At 65.3% G+C, this 15,820-nt stretch carries 7 protein-coding genes and 1 pseudogene; 3 read left to right on the top strand and 5 right to left on the bottom strand.

The genetic code is table 11. The features are described from left to right. Positions 1 to 3,263: pseudogene (locus Q4F91_RS09545) on the bottom strand (hypothetical protein); the annotation flags it as partial. A gap of 397 nt (positions 3,264 to 3,660) precedes the next feature. On the opposite strand from Q4F91_RS09545, the gene Q4F91_RS09540 reads away from it, so the two are divergent. Continuing rightward, positions 3,661 to 4,479: a class I SAM-dependent methyltransferase gene (locus Q4F91_RS09540; protein WP_303337119.1), complete on the top strand. Its 819-nt coding sequence runs from the start codon at positions 3,661 to 3,663 to the stop codon at positions 4,477 to 4,479. A 202-nt stretch (positions 4,480 to 4,681) separates the two neighbouring features. Here the strand turns inward: Q4F91_RS09540 and Q4F91_RS09535 are convergent, their stop codons facing one another. Continuing rightward, positions 4,682 to 11,410, bottom strand: coding sequence for an ESPR-type extended signal peptide-containing protein (locus Q4F91_RS09535; RefSeq protein ID WP_303337118.1), 6,729 nt, complete (start codon positions 11,408 to 11,410; stop codon positions 4,682 to 4,684). Positions 11,411 to 12,007: 597 nt separating this feature from the next. On the opposite strand from Q4F91_RS09535, the gene Q4F91_RS09530 reads away from it, so the two are divergent. Together Q4F91_RS09530 and Q4F91_RS09525 are read left to right on the top strand one after the other, a co-directional pair. After that, on the top strand, positions 12,008 to 12,235 hold the full coding sequence (locus tag Q4F91_RS09530; protein ID WP_303337116.1) for a hypothetical protein: 228 nt from the start codon (positions 12,008 to 12,010) through the stop codon (positions 12,233 to 12,235). A gap of 312 nt (positions 12,236 to 12,547) precedes the next feature. Next, on the top strand, positions 12,548 to 13,264 hold the full coding sequence (locus Q4F91_RS09525) for an exonuclease domain-containing protein (RefSeq protein WP_303337114.1): 717 nt from the start codon (positions 12,548 to 12,550) through the stop codon (positions 13,262 to 13,264). Positions 13,265 to 13,578: 314 nt separating this feature from the next. Here Q4F91_RS09525 and Q4F91_RS09520 read toward each other — a convergent pair whose 3' ends face one another. The 3 genes from Q4F91_RS09520 to Q4F91_RS09510 all read right to left on the bottom strand — a co-directional run. After that, positions 13,579 to 14,523 (bottom strand): AEC family transporter, encoded by a 945-nt coding sequence (locus Q4F91_RS09520; RefSeq protein ID WP_303337112.1) that lies wholly within the window; start codon positions 14,521 to 14,523, stop codon positions 13,579 to 13,581. 146 nt (positions 14,524 to 14,669) lie between these two features. Further along, positions 14,670 to 14,894: a DUF6290 family protein gene (locus Q4F91_RS09515; RefSeq protein WP_303337110.1), complete on the bottom strand. Its 225-nt coding sequence runs from the start codon at positions 14,892 to 14,894 to the stop codon at positions 14,670 to 14,672. A gap of 24 nt (positions 14,895 to 14,918) precedes the next feature. Then, positions 14,919 to 15,820, bottom strand: a 902-nt coding sequence (locus tag Q4F91_RS09510; RefSeq protein WP_303337108.1) for a HipA domain-containing protein, incomplete at its 5' end; no start/stop codon positions are given.

Here is a 15,820-nt window from a genome sequence, read left to right as displayed (position 1 = left end):
CGCCCGCCGAACGGCTGCGCCCAGATGTGGCGGCCCGAAACTGCGGCGTCCGCAGGGACGCGCGCGAGCGTGCGGTCAAGCAGCCTCTCCACCGCGAACTGCGCGCGGACGGCCGAGATGTGGGCGTCGCCCGTGATCTCGCCCATCGCCGCGGCGCCCACCGCCGCGTCGGAATAGTCGAGGGCGGCGATGAAGTTCTGCGCATTGGTGTCCGTGGCCGAGCCCGCGTTCGCGTCGAGCATGGCCGCGACGGCGCGCTGTCCCGAGGAGGCGGAGCTGCCGAGCATGCTCGAGTAGGCGCCGGACTTTCTGGCCACCGTCCCCGTGGTCTCGTCGATCGTGAGGGTCTCGGAGATGCTCGAGAGCAGGTCGTTGCTCCAGGTCATCGTGGTCCCGACGCCGGTGCCGTCACCATTCACAATCGCATTCTGGCCGTCAGCCACCGTGGCCGTCGCACCGTCAGCCCAGTAACCGAGGTCCGGCACGAGTGTGACGCTCACAGGCGTTTCGTCAGCCGATGCGGCCGTGAGGAGAGTCGCCGTCTCGATCTCCGTCTCGGTGTCGGTCTCCGTCGAACCGGAGGAGTCGGAGGAGGCGAGTCGGGCCTCGCCCGTCACCGTGACCGTCGCGAGCTTGCCCGAGGTCGAGACGCCGACCGCGATCGTGCCCTCGCCCGACTGCAGGTAATTGCCGTTGATCGTGGGCGACCCGCCCGTCGCGACGGCCGACCAGAGGACGCCCGAGTTGACGAGCGCGCCCTGCACGAAGCCCGAGCCGTCGCTGACGCGCGCCTGGGCCTCGAAGATGCTGTACACGGCGGAGGTGAGGTTGTACGTCGCCGCGCCCTTGACGGCCGCGTCCGCGCTGATGACGCCGCCGAGCACGGTCATCGTCCCGCTGAGGGTCGTGACACCTTCGGCAAAGGTGAGGCGGATGCCGTTCGCGCCCGTGATGTTCCCGGTGTAGGTGAAGTCGAAGTCCTCCGAGTCGCCGAAGACGAGGTTCGTCGTGAGGTCGGGCACGGTGTCGAGCGCGAGAAGCGATCTGATGCCATCCGGCTCCAGCAGGTTATAGCGTGTGGTGCTCTTGGTGATGAGCGCCTGCGCATGCACGCCCGGGATGATCCGTATCGTCCCGTCGTCGTCCGTCGTCCGAGTGTCACCGTAGAGCGTGGACGCGGCTTCGAGGTAGTAGTAGTAGGCCGACCCGTCGATCGCCTCGGTGACCGTCGAGCACGCGTTCCACTCGCTCACGATGTCGCCCGTGATCGAGGCCCCGTTCTGAATCGTGATCTTCGAGACGAGTGCGTTGGGCGAGATGTAAATCGCCTCGCCCGAGGCGGCCTCAACCGTGCCGGCGATCGTCACGGAATCCATGAGCGCCCCGTTGATCGCGTCAAGCGGATCCTGCATCACGCTGGATCCGTTCACGACCGTCGTGGTGAACATCCCGTTGTTCCAGGATCCGTTGTACGTGCCTTCGGAGTCCTTGGCCATTGTCGCGCGCATGTAGGACCCGCGGTACTCGATGTAGTCGCCCATCTCGTTGCCGCCGAAGTCAAACGAGAGCGCCCGGCCCCCGGTGCCGTTCGCCGTCACGGTGGAGCCCGATTCGAGCGTGAGACTGTGAGCGCGGCCGTAGGCGAAGGCGATGCCGAGACCATTCGTGCCGTCGGCCGAGACCGTCGTCCCGGAGGCCACGGTGACTGAGTTGGCGATGCCGTCGACGCGCACGCCGATCGATTCGGCGCCGTTTGCGAGCTGGTCGGCGGCGACGGTCACGTCATTCACAGACCCGTAGACATGAACGCCCACGGCGAGGGACTGCGTGCTCGCGGTCCCCTCGACCCATTCGCCGTTCTCGCGGGCCCAGAAGGGCTGCGTGATCGTGATGGCATTGCTTCCGGTGTTGCCCGAGGAGTAGACCGAGGTGCCGAAGTACTTCTTGCGGTCGATCGAGAAGCCGAGATCCTCCATCAGAGCAAGCTCGGCCTCCATCAAGGTACCCCAGTTCCTGTAATTTTGGTGACTCATTAAAGAGTTCTGGAGCTCAATATGCGAGAGCTCCGCGGCGACGGTCATGTCCGTGACCGCTGACGTGGTGCCCGAGGAGCCGGAGCTGTCCGAGCCGTCTGAGGTATCGCCGTCATCAGAGGCATCGTCGTCGCCCGAGGCTTCCGCTTCCCCGGTGCCGGAGCTGCCGGAGTCACCCGAGTCGTCCTCATCGTCGCCGCCTGTCGATCCCCCGGATCCGCCGGATTCCTCGCTCTCCTTGGTGAGGCTCTCGAGACCGTTGATCGGCAGGCCCCCGGTGTAGGAGTTCGCCGCAGTGGCCGTGACGAGCGTGCCGTCCTCGACTGAGGTCATGTCCGCGGCGTAGATGACGACGTCCTCGTCATCGGTCCAGGTGATGCCGCCCTCGTAGATCTTCGCGCCGGTCTCGTCCGTGCCGCGCAGCACCTGCGTGACCGCATCGCCCCTGAAGGTGATGCCGCTCACCGCCGTGCTGAAGATGACCTGGAAGAGGGAGGAGTCGTTCTTCGAGGCGTCGAGCGCCTCGTCAGTCGTCACCGTGGCGAGCGGCATGCCCGAGGTCGCCTGGGTGCCGTACAGATCGTAGAGATGGCTGTTGTAGACGCTGTTGCCGAGGAACTGCGAGAACTTCACGGTCTGTCCGTCAGTCTCGCGGGTCACAGTGCCAGTGTTGTCGATGAGCCCGTAGGCATGCATCAGCTCGTGGATGATCGTTCCGGGCAGGTCGCCCTCGAGGTGGTTCCTCGGGAGGATCGAGATCGTTGACCAGGTCCACGAGGTGGTGAGCGTCGGGAGATCGAAGTCGATGCTCGCGTCCTCGCCCGTGCTCTCGATCTCGCCGGTCACCACCGCCTGGAGCTTCGTCGTTCCGGAGTCGGCCAGGGTCGATGCCGCCGAGGCGTTGTCGCTCTTGTCCGTGTACGACTCGAGCGTGATGACGGGCTTGTTCACGGAGTTGCCGATGATGCCGGACCAGTAGCGGAAGGCCGTGGTGATCTTCTCGAGGTCGGCCGCGGTGATCTCGCGGCGCACGAGCGGATTGCCGTCGTCGTCCTTGTCGTCCGCGTCGACCGTGTCGGTCGTCTCGGCGATATTGAGCCACGCGTAGACCGAGCCGTCCTCGTTCGTGACGGCCTGGGTGTACCAGGCCCCGGCAGGCGCGGCGAAGAGAAGGCCGATCGCGGCGGCGACGGGGGTGAGCGCGGTGAGTGAGGGAATCTTCTTTGACATTTTGGAAACCGAGGGATTTGTCCGGCCGGCCCGGGGAGGGCCGTCGGGGTGCGCAGAGTGCTTCCCGAGGGGAGCGCTGCGCCGGAGGAGGTTTCCGCGCATATTAAGGACTTCCGCCCGGGTTTTCCCGGGGACGGAACGCAGGGCCCGGAAAGCCTTGGTCAGGGAACGTCGCCGGGGGGCTCTGACGAAGCCCGCCGTCGCCCCCGGAGGAATTTTCAACCCGCTGGTAAACAAGGAACGACAGCGACGCCTGACGTGATTCCCCGGAGAGAAGGAACTCGCGGGCCCGGCGGTGAGCCGGCGTGTTGCCATCCCGCACATGCGCGACATCCCTCGATTCGGTGCATACTTCCCGGGGATAAATCTGGTATCGGACCCGAGGAGGAGCGGCATTGTGACGGAGATCGGAATCGTTGAGGACACGCTCTTTGTGCCGCTCATCGGCCGGATACATGCAAGCGAGCATTTTCCCTGGATTCTCCGCGACGAGAAGGCCCTGGAACTCAGGAAGAGTCTTCCCGCACGGATTTTCAGGGAGGACCGCCAGGGCGAATACACCCTGGTCGCCTCCGCCTCACGCTCGGCCGGCATGGACCGGTACGTACGGGAGTTTCTCGAGCTCCATCCGGACGGCGCCGTCGTGGAGCTCGGCTGCGGGCTCGAGACGACCTTCCATCGCAATGACAACGGGAGAACCCGCTGGTTCGCGGTGGATCTCCCGGCCGTGATCGCATACAGGCGGACGCTTCTGCCCGCGACGGAACGGCAGACGCTGATCGCGGGCGACGCCTTTGACGAGGGCTGGATCCGTGCGGTCCGCGCCTCGCTGCCCGATGCGCCGCTCCTCATTCTCGCGAGCGGGCTTTTTTACTATTTCAAGGAGGAGGAGGTCCTCGGACTCTTCCATATGCTCCGGGGCTTCGGCAGGATCGAGATCGTCCTTGACGCGGTGAGCCGCATCGGCCTCGCAATGATGCGCAGGAAGCTCATGAAGGATGTCCGACACGCCGACGCCGAGGTTTATTTCCACGTGGACTCGGCCCGTGAGCTCGCCGGCAGATCCGGAGGCACCGTCGAGGTGATCGCGGAGGAGCCCTTCTACCGCTCGATCAGCCGCAGGGGACTGCGCCTTCCGACCCGCCTCTGCATGAACATCTCCGACCGGCTCCGGATGGTGAAGATGGTGCATCTGCGGATCAGGAACTGCGCATGAAGCTGTCAGAACTCCTCGGATAACAGAGTGGTTGCTGTGCAGAGAGCACTATGACGGAAAAGGCGCCGCCCGCCCGTCCTCTCCTGACCGCATGAGAGAGAAACGGCCGGCCGGCGCCTTGAGACACATTTTAACCTGTCCCCGGTCCCGGGCCGGACTTGGATCTGATATCGATCTGTCCGGCCCTGTACGGCTCTGAGGATCAGAACTTCCACCTCAGATTGCCCGTGACGGCGTAGTTGTCGGCGTTGGAGCTCCCGGTGTAGGAGACGCCGAGCCCGAGGCCGACCATGCCCTTCTCGGCCGTAACCCCAAGCTTCGCGGACCAGTTGACGCGGTCGATGACCTCGGTGGAGGTGGTCGCGGCATTGCTGATGCCGGTGAACTTCACCGTGGTCTCGAGGTTCGTGTCACCGATCACCGGAATCACCGAGAGATCGAGCACGGGCTTGACGACGGTGCCGTCCGAAGCCTTCAGAGCCTTCGAGAACTGCACGCCCACCGGGACCTCGGCCCAGGTCTTCGTTGACGAATCCGAGCCCAGCAGTTTGTAGCCGTTCGTCGTCGCGTCAAAGGCGTCCATGTGGACGAAGTTGAAGCGGAGCCCCGCGTACGGCGCGATGTCGAGGCACTCGGTCTCGAACGTGTACCTCGCCTTCGCGCCCGCGGAGAAGATCTTCGAGGACGTGTCGGCCTTCACCGTTCCGCCGTAGTTCGTCTGCGTCGTCTCGCCGTCGATCCAGCCGAACGACAGATCACCCACGAAGGTCCACTGGCCCGCCTCGCGGCCGCCGTAGACCGTCACTCCGTAGAAGTCGTAGTCCGTCGCGGTCTTCGCGAGCTCGCCGGTGCTGTCCGTGTCTCCCTCCCCGATCTGCGCGGCGACGCCGAACCTCGCGGAATCCCCCGCGGCCCAGTCGACACCGAGCGCCACGCCGTGCATCTTCGCGTCGATGCCGGTCGAGAACGCGGCGGCGTCAAAGCCGTCGGACTTGGTCCTCGACCACACCGGCGTCACCCAGGCGACGGTCTCGCTGCCGGAGAAGGCGGAGCCCGTGTCAGCGGCGGCCGGAGCCTGCGAGTCGGTCATCGTCGTGTGGCTCGCGGCATCCGCGAAGGCGCCCGCGAGGCTGAAGGCCTGCGAAGACCCCGTGAGCCTCACCGCAGCGGGCGAGCCCGCGGCCGTGCTGAAGCCGAGGCGGCTCTCGGTGAAGCCCGTGATCATGTTCATCGCCATGACGGAGCTCTGGAAGACGCCCGACTGGCTCGCGAGCCGTGCGGCCGATTCGATCGCCTGGCCCGCGGTGCGGGAGGCTGCCGCGATCGCAGCCGGATCGCCCGAGGTCACGCCCGCGGCGGCGGATTCGAGGATCCCCATGATGAAGGGCGAGGTGGTCTCGTCGAACCCGTCGCCCTCGGCCTGGGCGGTGATCGCACCGGCGAGACTCGCCGACAGGTTCCCCGTGAGGATCTGGGAGCCGGTGGACGAAAGGCCGAACGTGATCGTGTCGGTCGAGCCCTCGGCCGCCTGCGCGGCCCAGAGAATGCTGCCCGTGAGGATGCTCGTCACGTCCTCGTACGAGATCGTGCCCGAGGTGAGCTTCACCGCGCTCGCCGAAGTGATGCTGAGGGACGACAGGTCAACCACGCCGCCCGAGGCGACCGAGACGTCGCCCGTGATGTCGGCCGTGTAGACCTTCTTCCCCGTCGCTTCATCGGTCACCGCGGTGACGGTGCCGTCCTCGGCGACGGTCGTGAAGGCAGAGGCGCCGAGGACGAGCGCGCCGCCCGTGCCGACGGCGATTTCGTTCGCGGCCGCGGCAGCCGAGCCGTCGGACGACACCGAGACGCCGGCGTCAGGCGCCGTGAAGCTCGTGTTGAGATAGAGCACCGACGAGTAGGCCGAGGCATTGTCCGCATTGGCGTTGTCGGAGACCGAGAGCGAATCGGCGAGCGTTCCGGTCTGCAGGCTCGCCACCGTCGGGAGCGTCGTGGCCGAGAGGTCGCCCACGTAGAGGAGGGCGTTCTCGGAGACGGTCGCCGCATCCGTGAGCGTGAGGCTCTCGAAGTAGGCCGCGGCGCCCGTGGCGGTCGTTTCCTCTCCGGACGAGGACGTGCCGCCCGAGACCGTGAGGCCGGCGAGCGTGGAGGTCCCGCCCGCCTTCATCACCGACCCGGAGCCCGTGACGGTGGTGAGCCCTTCGAGAACATCGGTCTTGCCCGCGGTCTCGTACTGCGCGCCGTCGGCCACGGTGAGGCCGTCCGCGCCGCTGATCGTCGCGGCCGAGGCGAAAAGCTTCGAGGCGACGGTCTCGCCCGCGTCGTTCGTGCCCGACCCGGAGACGGTCACGGATCCGGTCGTGATAAGCGCGCCGCCCGTGGCCGCCGAGCTTTCGTCCTGGCTGTAACCGAAGGACGACCCGCCCTCGACCACGAGGTCGCCGAGCTTCGAGGTGCCCGCGGCATAGTAGCTGGCGGCGTCCGTGAGGGCAGTCTCGCCGTCGATCGTCACGGTCTTCGTCGAGAGGCTCGCGAAGTCGCCGTCCGAGAGCGTGAGCGAGTCGAGGGTCGTGTAGCCGTCCGTCACCGTGACGGAGCCCGAGGTGACCTGGGTCGCGCCGCCCGCGAGGTGGCGGGCCGCGGTGACCTCGGATCCGCTCACCGTGATCGAGCCCGAGACCGCGATGTCTTCCTCGGAGACGAGTTCGGAGCCGGTCTGCACCGTGAGGCTTCCCGCGATGCTCGCGGTCGCCGTGTGGACGTAGCCCGCGGACTCGCCCGATTCGCCGATGATCACGTCGCCGCTCGTGACGGAGGCGTTCCCGTCGGCGTCCGTGATCGTGTTCTGCTTCGTAATGATCGAGCCCGCGCCTTCGGTGGTCACGTAGTCACCGTTCTCGTCGAGTTCGCACCCGAAGGTCGAGTCGCCCTTGACGACGAGTTCGCCGAGCGTCGTGCTTCCGTCCGCGAACCAGCTCGATTCGCCGTCGAGCGTAACGGCGCCCGAGACGGCGACGTTCCCCGAGGCCCCGAAGGTCGAGGCCGAGGTCGCGCTGACGCTCGCGAGGTAGGCGTTGTCGCCCGCCACGGAGAGCGTGGCGTTGGTGAGGGTCGTCGCGCCGCCCGAGAACACGCCCCCGATCTCGGCCGAGGCGTCGGAGACGGTGATCGAGCCCGTCACGTCGGTGCCCTCGGCGGTCTCGTACTTCGCGCCGTCGCTCACCTCGAGGTCGCCGGTGATGCTCGCATTGTTCGCATAGAGCGTGGACGCCTGGGTCCCGCCCGTGTCCCCGTCGGTTCCGGTTCCCGTGACGAGGACCTTGCCCGAGCTGATGAGGGTCCCGCCCGTGCCGTTCCCCGAGGCATCGATGCCGAAGAGGGAGCCGCCCGAGACGGTGAGACCCACGGTCTTCGTGGTGCCCGCGGCGTAGTACTCGGCGCCGGTCGTGAGCGTGGTCGCGCCCTCGACGGTGACGGTCCCGGAGCCGGAGCTCACGAAGACCGAGTCGTCAACGGTGAGGGACGAGAGCGACGTGGTGCCCGTTCCCACCTCGACCGAGCTCCCCGAGGTGACGCTCATGTCGAAGCCGTCGAGATTGCGGCCGACCACGAGGTCGGAGTTCGACACGGTGATGTCCCCGGCCACGACATCCTCGTCGGACGAGAACTCGGAGCCGTTCAAGACCTCGAGATCGCCGGCGATGTTCGCCGACGAGGTGTGGACCTTGCCCGAGGAGTCGCCCGACTTGCCGACGATGACGTCGCCGCTCGTGGTGCTCGTGCTGCCGTCCTCATTGGTGATCGTGTTCTGCTTCGTGGTGATCGCGCCGGCGGTGTCGGACTTGACCCAGCTGCCGTTCTCGTCGAGCTCGTAGCCCACGGTCGAACCGCCCGAGACGAGAAGTTCGCCGAGTTCGGAGCTCGAGGCCGCGAGGTAGTGCGAGCCGCTCTCGAGCGACGCCGTGCCCGTGACGGTCACTCTGTCGCCCTCGCTCGTGAAGTCGGAGTCGTTCAAGGCGAGCGAATCGAGGTTCGTGTAGCCGTCCGTCACCGTGACGGTGCCGGAGGTCACCTTTGTGTCACCGCCCGCGAGCGTGCCGCCCGTCGTCACCGACGACCCGGAGACGGTGATGTCCCCGGCGACTGTTGTGCCGCCCTTGGTCTCGAATTCCGAGCCGTTCTGAACGGTGAGGCTTCCCGCGATGTTCGCCGAGGCGCCGTAGACCTGGCTGCCGGTCGTGTCCTCGGGGTCGCCTACGATCACGTCGCCGCTCGTGGTGGAGGTGTTTCCGTCTGCGTCCGTGATCGTGTTCTGGTTCGTTGTGATCGAGCCGGCGGTCTCGGACTTGATGGTGTAGTTGCCTTCCTCATCGGCCTCATAGCCGACGGTCGAACCGCCCGAGACGATGAGTTCGCCGAGCTCGGAGCTCGAGGCCGCGAGGTAGTGCGAGCCGCTCTCGAGCGACGCCGTGCCCGTGACGGTCACCCTGTCGCCGCTGCTCGTGAAGTCCGAGTCATTGAGCGTCAGCGAATCGAGGTTCGTGTAGCCGTCCGTCACCGTGACGGAGCCCGAGGTCACCTTTGTGTCACCGCCCGCGAGCGTGCCGCCCGTCGTCAACGACGACCCGGAGACGGTGATGTCCCCGTCGACCGTTGTGCCGCCCTTGGTCTCGAATTCCGAGCCGGTCTGCACGGTGAGGCTCCCGGCGATGCTCGCCGACGTGGCGTAGAGCTTCGAACCGGTCTCGTCCTCCTCGCCGCCCACGGTTACGTCACCCGTTGTGGTGCCGGTGACGTTTCCGTCGTCATCCTTGATTTCGTTCTGGTAGGTGAAGAGCGACCCCGGGGTCGAGGCCTGGACATAGTCGTCGCTCTCCTCGTCGTACTCGTAGCCGAAGGTCGAGCCACTGCTGAGCTCGAGCTCGCCGAGCCGGGACTCCTTTGCGATCCAGTGGGAACCGTCGAGCGAGACGGTTTCGGTGACGGTGACGCGCGCACCCGTGCTCGTGAAGGAGGAGTCCGTCGAGTCGACCGAGCCGAGCGTCGTGTACTTTCCGGCGTTGACCTCGGCGCCGTCCGTCATCGTGAGCTTGTCGCCCGAGAGGTTGCCGCCTGCGGTGAGGGTCGAATCATCAACCGTGATGTTTCCCGTGACACCGAGATCGCTCGTTGTATCGAAAGTGGAATCATCCGTGACGGAGAGATCGCCGCCGACCACGGCGATGTTCGCGGAGAAGTCTCCGTTCTTGATCGTCGCGTCGTTGGAGACATTGGCGGTGCCGCTCACGTCGTGGGTCGCATCGGTGAGCGTGTAGTCCCCCGCGTAGAGATTGCCGCTGGTCGTGACGTTCGTATTGCCCGTGACCTCGATCGAGCTGATGGCCGTCCTGGCCGAGGTGCCCAGCGACCCGGTGGTGACCGTGGCCGGGTCTTCGCCACCGTCGGCAATGACGAGGCTGGTACCCGTGGCACCGGTCGCGGACGCAATGTCGCCGACGACGCCGGAGCCCTCGAGCGTCAGGGTGGAGCCCGAGCTCAGCACGGCGTCGCCCGGCGTTGTGCCGTCGCTCTCGGAGATGAAGTTGCCGTTGTTCTTTGTGGAGTCCTTCAGCGTGAGCGAAGCGTTCTCGCCGAGCGTGAGGGCGGTCGTCCCGTCGGCGAGCCGCGCGGCGCCCCACGTCCCGGCATCGTCGGCGTCCACCGTCCCGGAGATGCCCGTGAGAGTGGAAGCGGAGGCTTCCGGGCGCTTGTCGCTGCTGATGGAGGCCCAGGTTGAGAAGTCGCCGGTGTCGCCGATCGTCACTTCAAGATCTTCCAGCGCGGTGGCGAGCGCCTCGCTCTGGCTGAAGGTGACGCCGTCAGCCGCGACTGAACTGAGACTCAGGAGCGTGGCGTAATCATCCATGTCAATGGATTCGAGTCCAGCAAGGTAAGTGCTCAGTCCGTCAACTGTCAGCGTGCCAGAGCCGGTGACGGCACCGCTCGCAAGGGTGCTGCCGGAGAGGAGGCCGTCGAGGTTAAGGACAAGCTTACCGGTGGATGCCAGGCTGACGGTGCCCGTTGCCAAACTGGCGGACTCAGAGATCGTGAGCGTCCCGGTTACATTCACGGAACCGTTGGAGGCGCCGGTGGTGTCAAGCGACGTGATCGTGTTGGTGCCGGCGACGTTGAGTTTGCCGTTGCTGGCGAGGACGACCTCTGAATAGACCGCCGAGGTCCCGTTCATGTTGAGCGTGCCCTGGAGACTGATCGTAGAGTCAGTCGCGGAGATGTAGCCGTTGCTCAGAAGGGTCACCTCGCCGGCGACGGTGTTGGCCGTCGATCCGGTCGCGGTGATGTTGGAATTCGAACCGACGGAGATGTAGGACCCGGCCTCAGTCTGCAGGTTTCCGACCGTGATGGAGGAACCGCCCATGACGCTGATGCCGCCGGAATAGGCGGAACGCCTGGCGCTGTAGTCGCTGGCCGTCTGACTGACCTTCAGTGTCTCTGACACCACAATCTTGCTTGTGTTGTTGAGGCCGAGATACACATTGGAGCCGCTGACGTTCATGTTCCCGCTGACCGTCATCGTCGAGCCGCCGTCAAAAAGAACTTCACCGTAGTCGTAAAGATTGAATCCGGGAGCCGTCAGCAAGATGCTGCCGCTGTCATGAAGCTCCGGGAAAACCGCGCTGTCGCTCGTGCCCTGAATCGTTATGCCGGAGTCCAGCGTGTGATCTCCGGAGATGTCATAGACGCCGCTCTTGATGTCGGTCTCGTTCGCGTAGTTGATGGCAAACGCATCCCCAGCGCCCGCCGCCAGCACCGCCGCCACGGCGGCCGCGAGGACCGTCTTCGTGCCCTTCGCCTGAATCGAGGAGGTGGCTTCGTTCACCACCATGAGCGCGCGGCGCGCCTTCGACCAGATCACTTTGTATGTCTTGTTCATATCCACTCCCTCCCGGGCGGGTCTGAAATTCCGGGATCGGCCGCCTTCCCGGAAGGAGGCGGCGTTTCCCGCAGGTTTCTCGATTAAGGTGCGCGTCCTCGAGGGACGGGTGGGGAAACTGATGCTTTCCGCATTCACCGGCGCTTCCTTTGTCGCGCACGAGGGACGCCGACCGGAAGAGACCCCGAGGCCTCCGAATCAGCGCTGGCTCAAAGGAGCTGCGCTGAGCCTCAAAAGGCCCGCCGATCCCTGTTCGAACCGATCGTTAAATGGCGGAGATTGCTCGCTTTCCTTACCTTGCACAAACTGTCAAGTTACCCTTCTGTAAACAAAATCGTCAAGAGAGGAAATCCCTCACAGAGCGTCGTGCGGTGACGAGTCGAGCCGTTCAGTAAACCGGTGGGGACTGCGGGAGAGGCGATCCGGGAGGAGGAGGGCGTTCTGATGGCACGTCTCTCCACCGGGATAGCGGTTCCGCCGTATACCTCGCCCGCGACGGTCTGTTCCTGCACGGCAACACCGTTTCAGGCAGGCTGCTTGAAGTCTGTACAATGAGGATGAGAACCGTTCTCAGAATACAGAGGGAGGATCAGGGCCATGACAGACAGGAAGAACGAGCCATTGAGCGTGCCTGCGAGGGGGCTGCCCGGCGCCGGGCTCTGCGTCGCCAATGTTCCCGCAGCCGCCACGGGCGGCCGCGCGGCCTATCTCAAGGGCGCGGCCGTGTTCCCGCCGCGGCTCCCGGGCGAGTCGCGTCCCTGGGACGGGTCGGTGCTCGTGCCTCTGCGCGAGTGGAGGATCCGCCATCCAGGCCGTCCGCTCTGAACTACGGAAAATTTGTCCCTGGGACAAGTTCCGTCGGGCTGCGGACGTTGTAAACATTACAAATGTCATCGAGCCCGTGAGGCAGCGGGCTGGCTGACAAGAGACAACCCTCGCCCGTGAGGCAGCGTGCGGGGGTTCTCTTTTGCCCGCTGAAAAGCCCGGGGTTATCGGCGAATCCGCCCGGATAAAGATCGGAACGCCTCAGACTGACGCTTCGGTCGCATAAAATGACTGTCAGCCCGGTTCCCGGCGGCTTCGACCGCATGTTTCGCCGGCACCGCCCCGCCTCCCCAAACCACACAGATCCTCCAGATGTCTCTCGCCGACATTCTCCGCTGCTTCGCCCGTGATCCGGCTGAGCCGGCCAAGCCCGCGCCCGCTCCGAAAACGACTCCGGCTCCTGCCCCGAGGCCTGCTCCGGCGCCCGCGCGTGTCTGCGAGACCGTCCGTCCGGTCGTGCAGGCCCCCGTCCGCGCGCCCGTGCGCACCGAAGGGCATAGGTTCCTCTGTCTCGACACGGAGACCACCGGCATCAGCCACGACGACCGCATCTGCGAGATCGCGATCCTCGAGTTCAACGAGCGCTTCGAGGTGACAAGTCAGCTCCACCGCTACATCAACCCGCAGCGCCGCATGCCCTACGGTGCCTTCAGGGTGCACGGGCTCTCGGACGCCTTCCTCGCCGACAAACCGGTCTTCGGCGACGTGGCCGACGAGATCGCGGACTTCATCCGGGGCTCGGACATCTTCATCCACAACGCCTCGTTCGACACGCGGATGCTCAACCACGAGTTCGGGCTCTTGAGCCGCCCTTCGATCGACCTGCTGAACACAAACATCCACTGCTCCTTGAAGTACGCCCGCTCGCTCTATGCCGGCATGCCGAGGCCGCGCCCGAGCTGCACGCTCGACGCCCTCTGCACGCGCTATTCCATCAGCCTTGAGTCGCGCGCCGAGCATCACGGGGCGCTGATCGACACGATGCTGCTCCTCAAGCTCATCGAGCGCATGAAGATGCCGCTCGTTTGAATCCGGAGCGGCAGAAAGGCGCGACTTCCAGCTGCGGCTTCGCAGCCCTGAAAAGATGAGCCCCCGGGATTCGGATATCCCCTTATCAAAGGGAAGCGTACTGTCAGGGGGCTGTTAAGACATCTGACTTGGTCGGCCAGATGCAACATATGAGACCTGAGGATTCGGCCTTCCTCGGATGATTGAGGGGCGTACTGCCGGAGGTCTTTTAAGGCGTCAGCCCTTTGGAGGCTTCCGCAGGAACATCCTACAGGATCGGCGATCTCAAGGAAAGTCGCGGAAGCCCGGCCGAGGATCACTGTGGGAAAGGCCGCTCAGAGGAGCCCGAGCAGACTCATGATGACCGGCATCGTCACGCTCGCGAGCACCGTGGTCACCAGCAGCGAATTCGCCGTCGGCCCCTGAAGGACATTGAACTGCGTTGCCATGATGTAGACGTTCACGCCGACGGGCAGGCAGGCGAGCAGGCAGATCGCCTGGGTCTCGGCGTACCCGAGGCCGACGAGCCGGCAGAGCGTGTAGACGGCGAGCGGCTGAATGCCGAGTTTGAGGAACGTGATCGCAGCGGTGGTCTTCAGGCCCGTCGTGATTCTGTACTGAGTCAGACCCACGCCGACCGCGAAGAGCGCCGTGGGGGTGGCCGCCGCGGACATCAGGTCGACGGTCTTCTGCATGGGGGCGGGCATCGTGAGGCCCGTGAGGCTCCAGCAGAAGCCGAGGATGATCGCGATGATGATGGGGTTCTTCAAGGTCCTCAGCAGCCCCTTCGTGAGTGTGCCGGCGATGTTCGGGCTGCTGCTGCGGAGCATCTCGATCGAGATCGTCACCGCAGTCCACATGATGAAGTCATTCAGGGAAAAAACCACCGCCACCGCCGGCGCGGCGGATTCGCCGAGGAGCTCGAGCGCGAGCGGGAGGCCGAGGAAGACGTTGTTCGAGAACACGGCGCCGATGCCGAAGACGCAGCGTTCCTCCGCCGTGAGCCCGAGGACCGTGCGGGCGAGGAAGCGGCTCACGAAGTAGACGATGAAGCAGGCGCCGAAGAAGGCGATGACGATCTTCCAGTCGGGCGCGGGCTTCTGCGTGATGTTGCTCATGATGCGGAAGAGCAGCACGGGGATCACCACGGCGAAGGCAAAGCGCGAGAGGGCGGCGCCGATGTCATGCGTGACGATCTTCAAGAGCGACGCCGCGACGCCGAGGCCTACGAGCGCAAAGAGCGGGAGCGCAACGAGAAAGTTGTTGAGGATGACTTCCATGGTTGAGGGGGCTCCCGGGGAAAAGAGGATGAGAGAGGGCGCAGGGCGTCCACTGGGGTCCGTGAGGCGCGCCGATCCGCCGATTTTACCCGAGCGGAAAGCGATGCCGCCCGCGGCGTGTGTCACATCCGTCCGGGGAGAAGCCGTCAGTCGTCAAGCCCGAGGATCCTCTCGACCTCCTCGGAGGTCCAGATGCGGGACTCGCCCGATCTGATGCGCTCCACCTCCCTTTCTGCGAGGTACCGGTCCTCGAGGTCGTCGAGCGCTTCAAGAACGGCCTCACGGACATAGAAGCTCTTCGGGCGGCCCGTTGCCGCGGCAAGCTCGGAGAGCCTCTTCTCCACGCTCTCCGGAAGTCTGACGGTGATCATCTCATTTTCTCCTTTTTCCAGGTGTCACAGATGTTTCACTGCGAGGCGGCTCGCCGACTCGCGAAGCCCCCGCAGGATCGCCTCGCCGGTTCTCACTTCGGCGGGCGTCACGAGGGCCGCCCCGACGGCGTCGGCCACGCGGGGCGTGAGGTCGATGAGTTCGTCGATGATCTCGCCGGCCTCCTTTTCTCCGATGCCGGAGAGAGCCGCCGTGCTGATGAAGTGCCGCCTCTGAACGTCATACATCTGATAGTGCCTGTTCTTTCCGCGCAGGCACATGGAGAGCTTCACCTTCCTTTCGGGCAGCCGGTGGCTGCCTTCGCCGATGACGGGCCAGGCGGAGAGCACGTCGTAGAAGGGCGTCAGCCGATGCCTACTCTCCCCGAGAAGAAAGAGGCTGAAGTTCTTCGCATGCCCGTCCGTCGCCCTGAGCATCCAGAAGATGATCTGCGCCCTCAAAAAATTCCTGATGTCTCCGGGATCCGCGGAGTGAGCGAGGAACTGCCTGCAGATCTCCGGGATGCCCGGGCCTCCGTCGGCCTCGTACTTCCTGCCGGGCGGCAGGCCGGACGCCTGACAGAGGTCCTCCTGCGGGGACCTCACGATCGCCTCTCCCTCGCGGACGCGGTCAAAGCGCTCGACCGCGAGCGCGGACATGCCGTCAAACTCGATCACCTCGGCCTTCGCCGCCGAAAGCCCGAACTCACGCAGGACACGGAGACAGATCCATTCGTTCTCGGAGGAGTCCGAGAGATCGACCTGCCGCTCGCCGACTTTGCCGAGCGGAGCCTTGAGGATGTGCGTCGTGGGAACGCCCGCGCGCGGCACCATCCAGCGGCCGTTCTCGCGGAGCAGCGCGATCTTGGGCTGCGCCGTTATAGAAAATCTGCCAAACCTACTGTTCAACACCGACAGATTCCCCTTTT

This window comes from Sutterella sp. (genome assembly GCF_030539355.1).
Taxonomy (GTDB): Bacteria; Pseudomonadota; Gammaproteobacteria; order Burkholderiales; family Burkholderiaceae_F; genus Sutterella.
The sequence above is the reverse complement of the archived record's forward strand: the minus strand, read 5'-3'. Positions and strand labels throughout refer to the sequence as shown.

Bases quoted from the DNA above. Each gene is read 5' to 3' on its own strand.
- Q4F91_RS09530 (WP_303337116.1), top strand. From the start codon at position 12,008: ATGACAGACAGGAAGAACGAGCCATTGAGCGTGCCTGCGAGGGGGCTG.
- Q4F91_RS09515 (WP_303337110.1), bottom strand. From the start codon at position 14,894: ATGATCACCGTCAGACTTCCGGAGAGCGTGGAGAAGAGGCTCTCCGAG.
- Q4F91_RS09535 (WP_303337118.1), bottom strand. From the start codon at position 11,410: ATGAACAAGACATACAAAGTGATCTGGTCGAAGGCGCGCCGCGCGCTC.
- Q4F91_RS09520 (WP_303337112.1), bottom strand. From the start codon at position 14,523: ATGGAAGTCATCCTCAACAACTTTCTCGTTGCGCTCCCGCTCTTTGCG.
- Q4F91_RS09525 (WP_303337114.1), top strand. From the start codon at position 12,548: ATGTCTCTCGCCGACATTCTCCGCTGCTTCGCCCGTGATCCGGCTGAG.